Origin of the sequence: Caulobacter flavus, assembly GCF_003722335.1 — a bacterium.
Classification (GTDB): Bacteria; Pseudomonadota; Alphaproteobacteria; order Caulobacterales; family Caulobacteraceae; genus Caulobacter; species Caulobacter flavus.
The window spans coordinates 3,808,753-3,823,179 of record NZ_CP026100.1 but is presented as its reverse complement, the minus strand read 5'-3'; the positions used below and the strand labels follow the sequence as shown (position 1 = coordinate 3,823,179).

Annotated in this window: 14 protein-coding genes; 7 read left to right on the top strand and 7 right to left on the bottom strand. The window is 69.2% G+C overall.

The genetic code is table 11. From position 1 onward, the window contains the following. Positions 1-28: 28 nt before the first annotated feature. Positions 29-1,516 carry a Ppx/GppA phosphatase family protein gene (locus C1707_RS17475; RefSeq protein ID WP_101715854.1) on the top strand — a complete coding sequence of 496 codons (1,488 nt, stop codon included), beginning with the start codon at positions 29-31 and terminating at the stop codon, positions 1,514-1,516. A gap of 104 nt (positions 1,517-1,620) precedes the next feature. Further along, entirely contained in the window at positions 1,621-1,893 is a 273-nt protein-coding gene (locus C1707_RS17470) for a hypothetical protein (protein ID WP_101715853.1), read from the top strand. A gap of 107 nt (positions 1,894-2,000) precedes the next feature. Here the strand turns inward: C1707_RS17470 and C1707_RS17465 are convergent, their stop codons facing one another. Together C1707_RS17465 and rnd are read right to left on the bottom strand one after the other, a co-directional pair. Further along, positions 2,001-3,743, bottom strand: coding sequence for an ATP-binding protein (locus C1707_RS17465; protein ID WP_240633732.1), 1,743 nt, complete (start codon positions 3,741-3,743; stop codon positions 2,001-2,003). 204 nt (positions 3,744-3,947) lie between these two features. Beyond that, positions 3,948-5,117 carry a ribonuclease D gene (rnd, locus tag C1707_RS17460; protein WP_101715852.1) on the bottom strand — a complete coding sequence of 390 codons (1,170 nt, stop codon included), beginning with the start codon at positions 5,115-5,117 and terminating at the stop codon, positions 3,948-3,950. A 125-nt stretch (positions 5,118-5,242) separates the two neighbouring features. Here rnd and purM point away from each other — a divergent pair, with 125 nt between their 5' ends. The 3 genes from purM (at position 5,243) to C1707_RS17445 (ending at position 7,398) form a co-directional block, all read left to right on the top strand. Further along, positions 5,243-6,280: a phosphoribosylformylglycinamidine cyclo-ligase gene (gene purM / locus C1707_RS17455; RefSeq protein WP_101715893.1), complete on the top strand. Its 1,038-nt coding sequence runs from the start codon at positions 5,243-5,245 to the stop codon at positions 6,278-6,280. After that, positions 6,280-6,861, top strand: coding sequence for a phosphoribosylglycinamide formyltransferase (purN, locus tag C1707_RS17450; protein ID WP_101715851.1), 582 nt, complete (start codon positions 6,280-6,282; stop codon positions 6,859-6,861). Before purM ends, purN begins: the two co-directional genes overlap by 1 nt. 240 nt (positions 6,862-7,101) lie before the next feature. After that, positions 7,102-7,398, top strand: coding sequence for a GIY-YIG nuclease family protein (locus C1707_RS17445; RefSeq protein WP_180896971.1), 297 nt, complete (start codon positions 7,102-7,104; stop codon positions 7,396-7,398). A 272-nt stretch (positions 7,399-7,670) separates the two neighbouring features. On the opposite strand, the gene ndk is transcribed toward C1707_RS17445, so the two are convergent. Then, positions 7,671-8,090, bottom strand: a complete 420-nt coding sequence (ndk, locus tag C1707_RS17440) for a nucleoside-diphosphate kinase (RefSeq protein ID WP_058350417.1) — start codon at positions 8,088-8,090, stop codon at positions 7,671-7,673. An 89-nt stretch (positions 8,091-8,179) separates the two neighbouring features. Here ndk and C1707_RS17435 point away from each other — a divergent pair, with 89 nt between their 5' ends. Together C1707_RS17435 and C1707_RS17430 are read left to right on the top strand one after the other, a co-directional pair. Then, positions 8,180-10,054 carry an ABC-F family ATP-binding cassette domain-containing protein gene (locus C1707_RS17435; RefSeq protein WP_101715850.1) on the top strand — a complete coding sequence of 625 codons (1,875 nt, stop codon included), beginning with the start codon at positions 8,180-8,182 and terminating at the stop codon, positions 10,052-10,054. Positions 10,055-10,130: 76 nt separating this feature from the next. Continuing rightward, entirely contained in the window at positions 10,131-10,541 is a 411-nt protein-coding gene (locus C1707_RS17430) for a hypothetical protein (protein WP_101715849.1), read from the top strand. Here C1707_RS17430 and C1707_RS17425 read toward each other — a convergent pair. The 4 genes from C1707_RS17425 to C1707_RS17410 all read right to left on the bottom strand — a co-directional run bounded on the left by C1707_RS17425 (position 10,538) and on the right by C1707_RS17410 (position 14,351). Then, positions 10,538-10,861: a hypothetical protein gene (locus tag C1707_RS17425; RefSeq protein ID WP_101715848.1), complete on the bottom strand. Its 324-nt coding sequence runs from the start codon at positions 10,859-10,861 to the stop codon at positions 10,538-10,540. The two genes, C1707_RS17430 and C1707_RS17425, sit on opposite strands and share 4 nt — an antisense overlap. Positions 10,862-12,061: 1,200 nt before the next feature. Next, on the bottom strand, positions 12,062-12,406 hold the full coding sequence (locus tag C1707_RS17420) for a peptidase inhibitor I78 (protein WP_240633731.1): 345 nt from the start codon (positions 12,404-12,406) through the stop codon (positions 12,062-12,064). Beyond that, positions 12,403-12,861 (bottom strand): DNA polymerase III subunit chi, encoded by a 459-nt coding sequence (locus C1707_RS17415; protein WP_101712909.1) that lies wholly within the window; start codon positions 12,859-12,861, stop codon positions 12,403-12,405. The genes C1707_RS17420 and C1707_RS17415 overlap by 4 nt, the downstream gene beginning before the upstream one ends. A gap of 8 nt (positions 12,862-12,869) precedes the next feature. After that, a complete protein-coding gene (locus C1707_RS17410; protein WP_101712910.1) occupies positions 12,870-14,351 on the bottom strand; it encodes a leucyl aminopeptidase in 1,482 nt (493 codons plus the stop codon). Positions 14,352-14,427 lie beyond the last annotated feature (76 nt).

Here is a 14,427-nt window from a genome sequence, read left to right as displayed (position 1 = left end):
TGCGCGACGAATGCGTTAAACCAGCCTCATGCCTCTCTCGGCGCCGCGCGACGCGGCCGTGATCGATATCGGCTCCAACTCGGTCCGCCTGGTGGTGTACCGGCTGGAAGGTCGCGCCATCTGGACCGTCTTCAACGAGAAGGTGCTGGCCGGCCTTGGCCGCGAGCTAGGCTCCAAGGGCCGCCTGGCGCCCGACGGCGTCGCCCAGACCCTGGCCGCGCTGACGCGCTTCAAGGCGGTGCTCGAGGCCGTGCAGCCGGCCGAGACCTTCGTGGCCGCGACCGCCGCCGTGCGCGAGGCCAGCGACGGCCCCGCCTTCGTCAAGCGCGTGGCCGATGAGACCGGCCTGACCATCCGCGTGCTCTCCGGCGAGGAAGAGGCCCGCTACGCCGCGCTGGGCGTGCTGGCCGGCGCGCCGGACGCCACGGGCGTGGTCGGCGACCTGGGCGGCGCGAGCCTGGAGCTGGTGCGGCTGGAACCGACCGGCGCCGGCCAGGGCGTGACGCTGCCGCTGGGACCGTTCAGCCTGGGCCTGACCGAAGGCTTCGACGCCGACCGCGTGCGCCGCCTGGCCGCCCAGCGCCTGGCCCCGGTGGCCGAGGTGTTCAAGGCCGACGCCTTCCACGCCGTGGGCGGCGCCTGGCGGAACCTGGCTCTGCTGCACATGCGGCTTTCCGGATATCCGCTGCAGGTGGTTCACCAGTACGAGATCGGCCGCAGCGAGGCCCTGGAGGCCGCGCGCCTGGTCTCGCACCAGTCGAGAAGTTCGCTGGAGCGCATCGAGGGCATGTCCAAGAAGCGCATCGAGACCCTGCCCTACGCCGCCGTCGTGCTGGAAAGCCTGATCGAGCGCCTAGACCTCAAGCGCATCGAGATCTCGGCCTTCGGTGTGCGCGAGGGCCTGCTGTTCGAGGCCATGGCGCCGCGCGTGCGGGGCCTGGATCCGCTGATCGAGGGCTGCGCCTCGCTGACGGCCCGCCAGGGCGTCGCCGACGACCTGGGCGTGGCGCTGGAGACTTGGCTGGAGCCGGCGTTCGGCAAGCTGGAAAGCCTATTCGACGGCCGCGACGCGGTGCTGACGGCGGCGGCCTGCCGGCTGGCCGACCTGGGCGCGCGCCTGCACCCGGACCATCGCGCCGACCTCGTCTTCGAGCAGGTGCTGCGCGCGCCGATCGCCGGCCAGACCCACGTGGAGCGCGCCTTCCTGGCCGCCGCCGCCTTCGCCCGCCACTCCACGCCGTTCAATCCGCCCGAGATGGACGTGCTGGAACGCCTGCTGACGCCAGCCCGCCTCAAGCGCGCCCGGGCCCTGGGCGCGGCGATCCGCCTGGGCTGCGACCTGTCGGGCCGCAGTCCCGCGCTGCTGTCGCGCTCGCGGCTGGCGATCGAGAAGGCCGACGTGCAGCTGTCGGCTGAACCGGGCTATGCGGCCCTGCTGCTGGGCGAACAGACCGCCAAGCGAGCCGGCACGCTGGCCCAGGTGCTCGGCCTGAAGCTGAAGGTCCTGCCGCTCTGACGAGCCCGCGACAGCGCGCCGCAGGCGAACAACGTTCTTCCAGCATGGTTTGTTAGCCACGCCACGCCGAAGCTTCTCCCCCTCAGCACGGGGAGAAAACCGACATGCGGAAGCAGGTCGCCTACGACGTTCACGACGCCATCGACGCCGTTCAGCAAGCGCCGCCCAAGTCCGACGCGGCCCGGCTGGCGGGCGTATCGGCCAGGCCGTTGGACAGCCCGGCCAGGCAGCTGCAGCGCGACGTCGCCGCGGCCTTCGGGGCCAGGCGCGGCTGGTCGGTGCGGCGCACCGTCGTGCTCGGCGCGGCCTATCACGGCGTGATCCTGTCGGCGCTGATCATGGCCGCCTGCGAGACCTTCGGACACGTCGCCAGCTAGAGCGCGTCAGGCGAAATTGTGAGCGGCTCGCCGACCAACGCGCTCTAAATATTTGATTTAGCTCATTTTTAGGCGCCTCACATGATTTCATGTGAGGCAAAAAGGCTCTAGGCGGCCTCTTCGCCGCCGAGCACCCGCACCAGCACGGTATGGAGCGCGCTCACCTCGAACGGCTTCTCGACGAAATCCTGCATGCCGGCCGCCCGGCAGGCGGCGATATCGCCCTCGGCCACCGCGCCGGTGACGGCGATCACCGGCGTGGCGCGGTTGAGGCCCTCCGCCCGCAGGCGGCGCGTGGTGTCCAGCCCGTCGAGGCCCGGCATGTTGACATCCATCAGGATGGCCGCGAACCGGGTCTCGGCCGCCAGCGCCAACGCGGTCTCGCCGTCGGCGGCCAGGGTGACCTCCAGGCCGAACGCCTCCAGCACCTGGGCCAGGGTGCGGCGGTTGATCTCGTGGTCGTCGACCACCAGCACCGCCGCCGTGTCGGAAAAGCCGTCGGCGGGCGCGTCCAGCGGCTCCGGCGTCGGCGGCTCCTCGCCATGCGGCGCCGGCAGGGTGAGCACGAAGCGCGCGCCGCGCCCCTCGGCCGACGTGGCGGTCAGGTCGCCGCCCATGAGGCGGGAGAGGTCGCGGCTGATGGCCAGGCCCAGCCCGGTGCCGCCGAAGGTGCGAGCGGTGTCGGCCCCCAGCTGGTCATACGCCGTGAACAGCCGCGCCAGCTGCTCGGGGCCAAGGCCCGGCCCGGTGTCGGTGACCGCCAGGGTCAGCATCAGCCCGCCCTCGGGCCGCGGCGACAGCTCCAGCTCGACGCAGACCAGGCCCTCGGGCGTGAACTTGATGGCGTTGGACAGCAGGTTGTTGAGCACCTGGCGCAGGCGCACCGGGTCGCCCTTGATCCAGCGCGGCAGGCGGCGACCGCCGGTGAAGCGCAAGGCCAGCCCCTTGTCGCGCGCCTCGGCCCGCCAGAACCGCAGGGTGTCGCAGATCAGGGTGCGCGGCGCGAAGTCGATCGCCTCGACGGTCATGCGGCCGGCCTCGATCTTCGACAGGTCCAGCAGGTCGTTGAGCAGCGCCCGCATCATCACGCCGGCGTCGGCGATCAGCTCGGCCTTGACCTTGGCCTGCCCCCCGGCGCCGCGGGCGATCTCGCCGGCCCCGGCCAGGATGGCGCTGAGCGGCGTACGCAGTTCGTGACTGACCATGGCCACGAAGGCGCTCTTGGCGGCGTCGGCGGCCACGGCCTGCTCGCGGCGGATCTCGGCGGCGGAACGCGCCTCGCGCTCGGCCAGCAGGGTCTGGCGCGACCAGCCGAAAACCAGCGAGGTGACCAGGACCATCAGCCCGCTTCCGATCAGGAAGGCCTTCACGCCCACGTCGTTGTGATTGGCGGCCAGAATCGGAGAAGCAAAGAGGTAGGCCAGATGCGGCGTGGCGGTGGCGGCGAAGGCCATCCGCGATCCCTTGGCCCCCATCAGGGCGGTCATCACCGAGCCGGCGAGCAGCAACGCGCCGCCCGCCGCGCCGGCGGGCAGGCCCGTTCGCCAGAGCGGCACCGCCAGCCAGCCGAAGGCCACGGCCAACAGGAAGTCGGCGCCCAGGCAGACGGCGACCCAGCGGCGCGGGTTCCCCTCGAAAGCCCGCAGGGCCAGGGCCTGGAGCCCCTGCGTCGCGAGACAGGCCGCCGCCCACGGAAGCATGAAGGAAAATCGCGGCTGCAGACCGATCGCCGCGCAGACCATCGCGATGACGAACAGACGCAGCGGAATCTGCTGCCGCAGGGCCTTGGCGGGCCTTGCATAACTGCGCGCGGCCCTGACCAGCCACGGTTCCTGTTCCGCGTACGCCAACTCGACCAAATTCCCCAGTCTTTCGGCCGTCCCCACAGCCAAAGTCCCCGCGACGCCTTATAGCGCCCGGAGATAAGCAATCGTCTTTCAAAACATGTCGGCCACAAGGCGGCTGTGCCGTCTTGCACAAAGACGGCGCCTGCACTTCGCGCCCGGAGCCTCGGCGGCGCAACCCTTTTTGAGTCGCGCCGCCGACAGACCCGGTCAGGCCGGACGCGGGGTCCGGCGGACTTCCACGACGCGGACCTTGGTCCCGTCGAGCACCAGGGCCAGCTCGCCCCGCTTGATCTTCAGGGCGTCGCTGCCAAAGGCCTCGCGACGCCAGCCCTGCAGGGCCGGGGTGTCGGCCTCGTCATCGGCCGCGATCTTCTCGAGGTCCGAAACGGTGGCGATCAGCTTGGAGGCGACGCCGGCTTCCTCGGCGCGGGCCTTGAGCAGCACCTTCAGCAGCTCGACCACGGCGCCGGCCGACGGCGGCGGCGGCGGGCCGGGCTTGTCGACCACGGGGGCGTAGCCCTCGGGATCGGCCAGGGCGGCCTTGATCGCGGCGATCAGGTCGGGACCGAACTTGCTGCCGCCGAAGCCCTTGGGCACGCCGCGCAGGGTGTTGAGACCCTCCAGCGAGGTCGGGGCCTGGGTGGCCAGCTCGTCGATAGCCTCGTCCTTGAGGATGCGGCCGCGCGGCTGGTCGCGCTGCTGGGCGGTGCGTTCGCGCCAGGCCGAGACCGACTTGAAGACGGCCAGGTACTTGGCTTGCGTCTTGCGCGGACGCAGGCGGCGCCAGGCCTTTTCGGGATCGACGTCGTAGGCGGCCGGATCGCTGAGCGCCTTCATCTCCTCCTCGACCCAGGCAAGGCGGCCTGATTCCTGGAGGCGGTCGCGCAGCACCGGGAACAGGCGCGCCAGGTGCGTCACGTCGGCCAGGGCATAGGCCAGCTGGGCGTCGGTCAGCGGACGGCGGGCCCAGTCGGTGAAGCGGCTCGACTTGTCGATCTCGATCTTCAGCATCTGGCGCACGAGGGCGTCATAGGCGATCTGCTCGCCGAAACCCGCGGCCATGCCGGCCACCTGGGTGTCGAACAGAGGCGTGGGCATCGCCTTCAGATTATTGAAGATCTCGACGTCCTGACGGGCGGCGTGGAACACCTTCAAGAGGGTCTCGTCGCGCATCAGCTCGAGCAGCGGCTCAAGGTCGAGGCCGTCCGCCAGAGGGTCGATCACCGCGTCGGAGACGGGCGAAGCGACCTGGATCAGGCAGAGCTTGGGCCAATAGGTGGTCTCGCGCATGAACTCGGTGTCCACGGCGATGAAGGGCTGCCCCTTCAAACCATTACAGAACTCCGCCAGTTCGGCGGTGGTGGTGATCGGCGTCATCGGCTGCTAATAGCCTCGCGCACCCCCGAGTCTGCAAGCGTCAAGCGTTGCGGAGCAGCCACTTTTCTGTCCCAAAGCGCCCGAGAGGGTCCGCGAAGGGCCTGGAACCACAGATGAGCGACCCGATGAGCGATCCGAAGACCGACCAAGCCGGCGGCCTGACCTACGCCCAGGCGGGCGTGGACATCGATGCCGGCAACGCCCTCGTCGACGCCATCAAGCCGCTTGCCAAGGCCACCCGCCGTCCGGGCGCGGAAGCCAGCCTCGGCGGCTTCGGCGCGCTGTTCGACCTCAAGGCCGCCGGCTACGAGGACGCCCTGCTGGTCACGACCACCGACGGCGTCGGCACCAAGCTGCGGATCGCCATCGACGCGGGCATGCACGCCACGGTCGGCATCGACCTAGTGGCCATGTGCGTCAACGACCTGCTGGCCCAGGGCGCCGAGCCGCTGATGTTCCTGGACTACTTCGCCACCGGCAAGCTGGACGTCGAGACCGCCAAGAGCGTCGTCGCCGGCATCGCCGAGGGCTGCAAGCTGGCGGGCGCGGCCCTGGTGGGCGGCGAGACCGCCGAAATGCCGGGCATGTACAATGACGGCGAGTATGACCTGGCCGGCTTCTCGGTGGGCGCGGTCGAGCGCGACGGCGTGCTGCCCAAGCTGGACAAGCAGCGGGCCGGCGACGTGATCATCGGCATCGGTTCGTCGGGTCCGCACTCGAACGGCTATTCGCTGGTGCGCCGCGTGGTCGAGCGCTCGGGCCTGGCCTGGGACGCGCCCTGCCCCTTTGAAGACGGCAAGACCCTGGCCGAGGCCCTGATGGCCCCGACCCGCATCTATGTGAAGTCGATCCTGCCCCTGCTGCAGTCGGGCCGGGTCAAGGGCGGCGCCCACATCACCGGCGGCGGCCTGATCGAGAACCCGCCGCGCTGCATCGCCGAAGGCCTGGTTCCGGAATTCGACTGGAATGCCTGGCCGCTGCCGCCCGTGTTCGAGTGGCTGCAGGAAGTGGGTCAGATCGACGCCCACGAGCTGCGCCGCACCTTCAACTGCGGCGTCGGCTTCATCCTGATCGTCGCCCAGAGCGACGTCGAGCCGGTGCTGGCCGCCCTGCTGAACGCCGGCGAGGACGCGTTTGTCTGCGGCCAACTGGCCGCGGCCTGATGACTGCAAGGACCAAGGTCGCCGCCCTGATCTCGGGCCGGGGCTCCAACATGGAAGCCCTGGTCCGCGCCGCCCAGGACCCGGCCTGTCCGTTCGAGATCGCCCTGGTGCTGGCCAACAAGGCCGACGCCGGCGGTCTCGCCACGGCCCAGGCGGCGGGCATCGAGGCGCTGTGCGTTCCGAGCAAGCCGTTCGGCAAGGATCGCGAGGCTCATGAGCGCGCGGTCGACGCGGCCCTGCGTGAGCGCGGGATCCAAGTCGTCGCCCTGGCCGGCTACATGCGGATCCTGACGCCCTTCCTGGTCGACGCCTGGGAAGGCCGGATGCTGAACATCCACCCGTCCTTGCTGCCCAAGTATCCGGGCCTGGACACCCACGCCCGCGCCATCGCGGCGGGCGAGGCCGAGGCCGGCTGCACGGTTCACCTCGTCACCGCCGGCGTCGACGAAGGCCCGATCCTGGGCCAGGCCCGCGTGGCGATCGAGCCCGGCGACGACGATCACGCGCTGGCAGCGCGGGTGCTGAGGGAAGAGCACCGGCTCTATCCGCAGGTGCTGGCGGCGTTCGTGCGGGGGCTTTGAGCCCAACCTTTTCTCTCGCCTTCCCTCCCTGCTTTCCTCGCCCCTGTGGCGAGGACCCATGCATCAGCCTGCTCAATTGGTTCAGGATGAGCATCAGCCTCCAGGCTAGAGTTACCAGCCTTCTGAGAGCGCTCCGGCAGGATCCTCGCCGCAAGGGCGAGGAAGGCAGATATTGGGGAAGCTGAAAAACACCGGCTTTTCCGCTGGCGCTTTCTCCGACCAGCGCCTCACGCTAGCGGCATGAGCGAAGAGCGCTACATCGCCGTCTACATCATGGCCAACGAGCGCCTGAAGACGCTCTACATCGGCGCGACGGGCTATCTGAACCGGCGCGCCTGGGAGCATCGCGAAGGCCTGATCCCAGGTTTCACGAAGAAGTACGGCCTCAAGCGGCTGGTCTGGTATGAGCCGCACGACGATATGGCCACCGCGTTTCAGCAGGAGAAATCGCTGAAGCGATGGCCTCGCCAGTGGAAGATCAACCTAATCGAGCGGACCAACCCGTTCTGGGATGATCTGTATCCGGGGTTGGCGTAGACGCCCTCCCCGTTGCCCACGCTCCTCTTCTTTGCCTTCCTCGCCCGTGTGGCGAGGATCCATGCGTTGGCCTGCTCAGATGCTTCAGGGCGAGCACTGGCCGCCGAGCTTCAACGTCCATGTCTGAGAGCGCGTCGACATGGGTCCTCGCCACAAGGGCGAGGAAAGCGAGAAAGGGGAGCGCGGAGCCGGCAGAGCCGGACTGAGCCCCCAAATAAAAAGGCCGGCGGGTCGCCCCGCCGGCCTTTTCGCAGTTCTAAAGCCCGGAAGCCTTAGCCGACGATGTCGGCGTCGGTGAAGAACTGGGCGATTTCGATGCCGGCGTTCTCGAGGCTGTCCGAACCGTGGACCGAGTTTTCGCCGATCGACAGGGCGAACAGCTTGCGGATGGTGCCTTCGGCGGCGTTGTCCGGGTTGGTGGCGCCCATGACTTCGCGGTACTTGGCCACGGCGCCTTCGGCTTCCAGGACCTGCACGACGACCGGCTCGGCGGTCATCTGGGCGACGAGTTCACCGTAGAACGGGCGCTCGGCGTGGACTTCGTAGAACTTCTTGGCCTGAGCTTCGGTCAGGTGGACGCGGCGCTGGGCGACGATGCGCAGACCGGCTTCCTCGATCACGGCGTTGATCTTGCCGGTGATGTTGCGGCGGGTCGCGTCGGGCTTCAGGATCGAGAAGGTGCGTTCGGTCATTCCGAAAATCTCACAGAGAAAGTTTGTGAATTGGGAGGTTGCGGGCTTATAGCCGGGCGCCTCCTCCCCGCCAACCCCGCGTTCCCAACATGCTGCAGATCAACGACCTTACTTTCGACGCCTGGGGACGCCGGTTCTTCGACAAGGCCACCGTCAGCCTGCCGCCGGGAGCCAAGGTGGGCCTGATCGGCCGCAACGGCGTGGGCAAGTCGACGCTGTTCAAGCTGATCCTGGGCCACCTGACCGCCGCCGGCGACGAGATCAGCCTGCCCAGGAACGCCCGCGTCGGCTCGGTGGACCAGGAGCACCCGGCCACGCCCGTCTCGCTGCTCGACACGGTGCTGGAGGCCGACGAGGAGCGCCACGCCCTGCTGACCCGCCTGGAGACCGCCGATCCCGAAGAGATGGGCGAGATCTGGGGCCGGCTGATCGAGATCGACTCCGATTCCGCGCCGTCGCGGGCCTCGGAAATCCTGGCCGGCCTTGGCTTTTCCCAGGAAGACCTGCAGCGACCGATGAGCGAGTTCTCGGGCGGCTGGCGGATGCGCGTGGCCCTGGCCGCGGCGCTGTTCGCCGAGCCCGACATGCTGCTGCTCGACGAACCGACCAACTATCTCGACCTCGAAGGCGCCCTCTGGCTGGAAGCGCGCCTGAAGAAATACCCGCACACCGCCCTGATCGTCAGCCACGACCGCGAGCTGCTCAACAACAGCTGCACGCACATGCTGCACCTGGCCGGCGGCAAGCTGGAGCTCTACACCGGCGGCTACGACGACTTCGAGAAGCGGCGCGCCGAGAAGGCCCGCCTGCAACTGTCGGCCAAGGCCAAGCAGGACGCCGAGCGGGCCCACCTGCAGTCCTTCGTCGATCGCTTCAAGGCCAAGGCCTCCAAGGCCGCCCAGGCCCAATCCCGCATGAAGCGCCTGGCCAAGATGGAGCCGGTGGCGACCACGATCGAGGAGCGCGTCGCGCCCTTCACCCTGCCCTCGCCGCCGCGCCCGCTGGCGCCGCCGCTGATCCGGCTGGAGAAGGCCAATGTCGGCTACGAGCAGGGCCGCGCGATCCTGAAGAACCTCAACCTGCGCATGGACCTGGACGACCGCATCGGCCTCCTGGGCGTCAACGGCGCGGGCAAGTCGACCTTCGCCAAGATGATCGCCGGCGCGCTGGACATCCAGACCGGCGAGCTGCACCGCGACAAGAAGATGAAGGTCGGCTGGTTCCACCAGCACCAGATCGAGGCGATGGACCCCAACGACACGCCGCTGGAGATCGTGCGCAGGGCCATGCCCGACGCCAGCGAATCCTCGCGACGCTCGCGCCTGGCGCAGTGGGGCCTGAACTTCGAGAAGCAGGACACGACGGTGGCCAACCTGTCGGGCGGCGAGCGCGCGCGCCTGCTGCTGAACCTGGTGGCCATGGATGCGCCGCACGTCCTGATCCTCGACGAACCGACCAACCACCTCGACATCGACAGCCGCCGGGCCCTGCTCGACGCCCTGAACGACTACGAGGGCGCGGTGCTGCTGATCACCCACGACCGCTCGCTGATGGAACTGGTCGCCGACCGCCTGTGGCTGGCCGCCGACGGCAAGGTCGCGCCGTTCGACGGTGACATGGACGACTACGCCAAGTTCGTGCTCGACCGCGCCAAGCAGGCGGTGAAGCCCACCCAGGTGGCGCGCGAGCCGGCCAAGGCGGAAACCGCCGCCGCTCCGGCCGCGAAAAAGGTGGCCGTCGAGCCGCTGCGCCGCAAGGTCGAGGCCGCCGAGCAGGTGATGAACCGCAGGACCCGCGACCTGGCCGAGCTGGACGCCCAACTGGCCGACCCGCAGCTCTACGTGAAGACGCCGGCCAAGGCGCCCGAGCTGGAGAAGCGCCGCGACAACGCCAAGGCCAAGCTCGACGAGGCCGAGGCCGCGTGGATGGATCTGGCCGAGCAGCTGGCCGAGGCCGAGGGCTGAGCGGATTTCTCGGTAAACGACAGTAAACCAAGAGCTTTAGCCGTATCGATAGACCTCGCGGGGTATCGATACGGCCATGACCGCCGCTCTCGCCAGTCGCAACCACGTCGTCGCCAACCCGGAAGGGCTGTCGGCCGCCAGCGTGCTGGAAGCCTTCGCGACCTGGCTGGACCAGCGCCTGGCCGAGGCCACGCGGCTGGAGATGGACCTGGCCTTCCGCGACCGTCCGTTCGACGTCGAGATCGGCCGCGTTCCGGCCCTGGTCGGCTGGGAGCACCGCTATCTGGCCCCGGGCGCGGCTGCGCCCAAGGGCAGGATGTGGACCGTCTATCGCCTGCACGACCAGACCGGCCGCCCCAGCGAACTGGCGACCGCCCGCGCCCAGGCCGACAAGCTGGAAGACCTGACGCCGCTGCTCGGCGAGCTGGGCTATCTGGGCGTCTTCGACGGCGAGGCGGCGATGTTCCCGGGCCTGGGCAAGCGCTAGAGGCGCTTGGCGCGGGCTTCGGCGGCTTCCATCGCCTTGACGATGCCTGGCCAGGCCGGCTTGCGCGCCCCACTCATGGCTTCCAGATGGATATTGCGGACGCTGGTCCAGCAACGGACGCCCTCCGCCATCTCCTCGCGAAAATTGGCCAATTCCTCGGCCGGCGCCTCGTGCGCGACGCTCTCGACCTCGCGCGTAATCTTCTGCAACCGCTCGATGATGTCGTCGCAGGCCGCGATCGTCCGCTGATGGCTGCGCTCCACCGGCTTGCCGTTGGGCGCGCGGCGCAGGCGGCTGCGCGGGGGCTTGGACTTGGGCATGGGCTTTCTCCGTTGGTTGGGTCGTTACCGCCTGACGGCGGCCCCTCAGTCGCTCCGCGACAGCTCCCCCAGAGGGGGAGCATCTGGAGCGCCAAGATCCTCCCCCTCTGGGGAGGTGGCCCGGAGGGCCGGAGGGGGGGGCAGCGCAGGCACAGGCTCTCGCACTCGCGTGGACATCCACGAAAGCTGGCGGGGAGGCGCGGAGCGGCCGGGCGAAGCCCGGAGACCGTGTTTTTGTTTAGCGTTTCGGCTTCGTCGACCGCTCCGCCGCATCATTGGCTCGAAGGACCGGGGGCGTAGGTCTCTTTCAACCTTGGCCCGGCTAGCCCTCGGACGGGCAGGATCGACAGCCCCGCGGTAATCCGGCGCGGCCTCGGCTGATCCTGTTAGGCCGGTTTGAACGTTCCCGACCCTGTCTACCCGCAGGCTCGTCCAGGAAGGCTTCGTAGGGCCCCGGATCTATCCACGGACAGACCCTCTCCCGCCTTCCCCGATACGAACCAAGCGGCCCCGCTCGATGCGGTCCTCGCCACGCTTGGGCCGGTACCAAGAGCCCTCCCCATGGCGGGGACCATGTGAGTATGCGGCGGGATTTCATCCGTCTGATCCAGGTGCGTGATAAAGTTGCAAGGGATTGGATTGGTTGGAGAGTTTTCGCTGAACGCAGAGGATGGACGGGGCTCTATCCCCTTCAGCCGCCCCCAATTCCATACCCCCGCGTGCGCGGGGGTTTTATGGGTGGGAAGTGCTTCCTCACCCTTTCCCCCTAATGGGGGAAGGGCCGGGGTTGGGGGTGGTTGCGGCGGTCGGTCTTGATGCGGCGGCGCAGGCGGAACGGCCGCGGCCAGGATGGCGGCGAACTTCATGCACCAACTCCCCAGGCGCGCGCGGCTGGTTGGGAGCGCCGCGACGTCGCGCGGAGACTTGGCCCGGGGACTGGCGATTCCGTCTAGATGGACGCCGTATTTGTCCATGAAGACAAATAGTTAGGCGTAAATGCTGCGGGGCGCTGGAAGCGCCTCATCCGTCGTCATCCCGGCCGCAACGCAGCGGAGAGCCAGGACCCAGGGGCCGGCGCGGAGCATTGGCTACCGCTCCGGTGCCGAAGTGTTCGCCGCGCCCGGTCTCCCTAGGTCCCGGATAGGCGCTGCGCGCTTTCCGGGATAACGGGCTTTAGATGTTTCGAGGAGAGCGCGGCCCCTACCCGCACTTCACCTGCTGCACGACGCCGGTGTCGGGGTTGAACAGGATGTTCAGGCGGTCGGCGCGATAGTCCATGGTAACCGGGCAGGTCGTGCAGGCCACGCGCCAGCGCGAAGGATCGACCGGGGCCGGCAACTGGGTGCGGTTCTTGCCGACGAAGGCCTGAGCCTCCTTGAGACCGCACTGGTCCTTCTCGGGCTCGGGCGGCTTGGGCAGGGCGATGGCCGGCGGCGCCACCGGCGTTTCGGGCGGCGGCGGCGGCGCGGGCTCGGGCGTGCTCGTCGAGCAGGCCGCCAGCAGCATGGCCGCGCCGAAAACCGCCAGGAACCGGGACCGCGTCATGCCTTCTTCTCCCATCCGCGTTCGGCCTGCTGCCAGTAGGAGACCGGATGGCCGGCCCCCTTGAACGCCTTCCAACGGCCCCGCGCCAGTCGCAGGGCCTCTTCGTCGCGACCGTCGAACAGGAGGATGCAGCGCGCGAACCCGCTCAGATCCCCCGGCTCGGCGCCGTCGAGCAGGAACAACGCGTCGCCGCCGTTCGGGTTGTCCAGCGCCGTGCTCAGCAGCACCGGCTGACGCTCGGCCAGCGGCTCCTCGGCCAGGCCGTGCGGCAGGAAGCTGTCGTCGCGAAAGGTCCAGAGGTGGGCGTCCAGCGCGTTGATGCGCGCGGGATCCCCGCCCCTGACCAGGGCCTTCCAGCCGCGCCCCAGGGTCTTTTCCAGAAGCTCGGGCAGCACCTGTTCGGCGCTGCTTCGCTCCAGGTGGTAGAACCAGATCTCGCAGGGCGCGGCCGTCATTCGCCGAACTAGCCCTCGTAGGCGTCGGCGACGAGGCGGTTGAGCAGGCGCACGCCGAAGCCGACGGCGCCGTCCGGCACGGTCGGATCGGACGAGCCCTTGCGCCAGGCGGTCGAGGCGATGTCGAGGTGGGCCCACGGCACGCCGTTGACGAAGCGCTGCAGGAACAGGCCCGCCGTGATCGAGCCGGCCGGGCGGCCGCCGATGTTCTTCATGTCGGCGATCGGGCTTTCGATCTGCTTCTCGTAGGCCTTGGGCAGCGGCAGGCGCCACAGCGGCTCGCGCTCGGCGTCGCCGGCGGCCAGCAGCTTCTCCGAAAGGCCGTCGTTGTTGCTGAACAGGCCTGCGTAGTCGTTGCCCAGCGAGATGATGATCGCGCCGGTCAGGGTGGCCAGGTCGACCATGAACTTCGGCTTGAAGCGGTCCTGCGTGTACCAGAGGGCGTCGGCCAGCACGAGGCGGCCTTCGGCGTCGGTGTTGATGACCTCGATGGTCTGGCCCGACATCGAGGTGACCACGTCGCCGGGGCGCTGGGCATTACCGTCGGGCATGTTCTCGACGAGGCCGAGCACGCCGATGGCGTTGACCTTGGCCTTGCGGCCGGCCAGGGCGTGCATGACGCCGGCCACGGCGGCCGCGCCGCCCATGTCCCACTTCATGTCTTCCATGCCCTCGGCGGGCTTGATCGAGATGCCGCCGGTGTCGAAGCAGACGCCCTTGCCGACGAAGGCGATCGGCTGGGCCGACTTGTCGGCCGCGCCGTACCATTTGGCCACGACCAGCTGGCTTTCGCGGACGCTGCCCTGGCCGACGCCGAGCAGGCTGCCCATGCCGAGCTTGGCCATCTCGGCCTCGCCGAGGATCTCGACCTCCAGACCCAGGCTTTCGAGACCCTTCACGCGGGCGGCGAACTCTTCCGGATGCAGGATGTTGGCCGGTTCGGAGACCAGGTCGCGGCTAAACAGGATGGCGTCGGCGATAGGCTCGAGGGCGGCGAAGGCCTTCTGGGCCTTGGCGGGATCGGCGGCGGCGACCTTGACCGTGGCGACCGAGGGCTTCTTCTCGGCCTTCTCGGTGGTGCGGTACCTGTCGAAGCGGTAGGCGGCCAGCTTGACGCCGAAGGCGACGCGGGCGGCGGTCTCGGCGTCGCCGCCGAGCTTGAGCAGCAGCTCGGTCACGCCCGAGGTCTTGACGGCGTTGTAGGCGTGGGCGGCGGCGATCTCGACCGTCTCGGGCTCGACGACGCCCGAACCGTCGACGCCGATCACCACCACGCGGGCGGCGTCGAGGCCGGCCGGAGCGACGATGTCGAGCACCTGGCCCTTGGCGCCGATGAAACGGCCGCCGGCCGCGGCGCGGACGATCGCGCCGCCGGCGGCGTCGTTGACCGCCTTGGCTTCGGGCGAAAGGGCCGCCGCCTCGTAGGCGAGAACGGCGAGAGCGGCGGTGGCGCCGGCCTGGCTGTCGGCGGGGACGAACTCGATACGCATTGAGCGCTCCTGGGAAGCGGGAGGTCCGATCGCGGCGCGGCCTTGAGAAGGCCGCGATCCGACGCGACAGGACGTG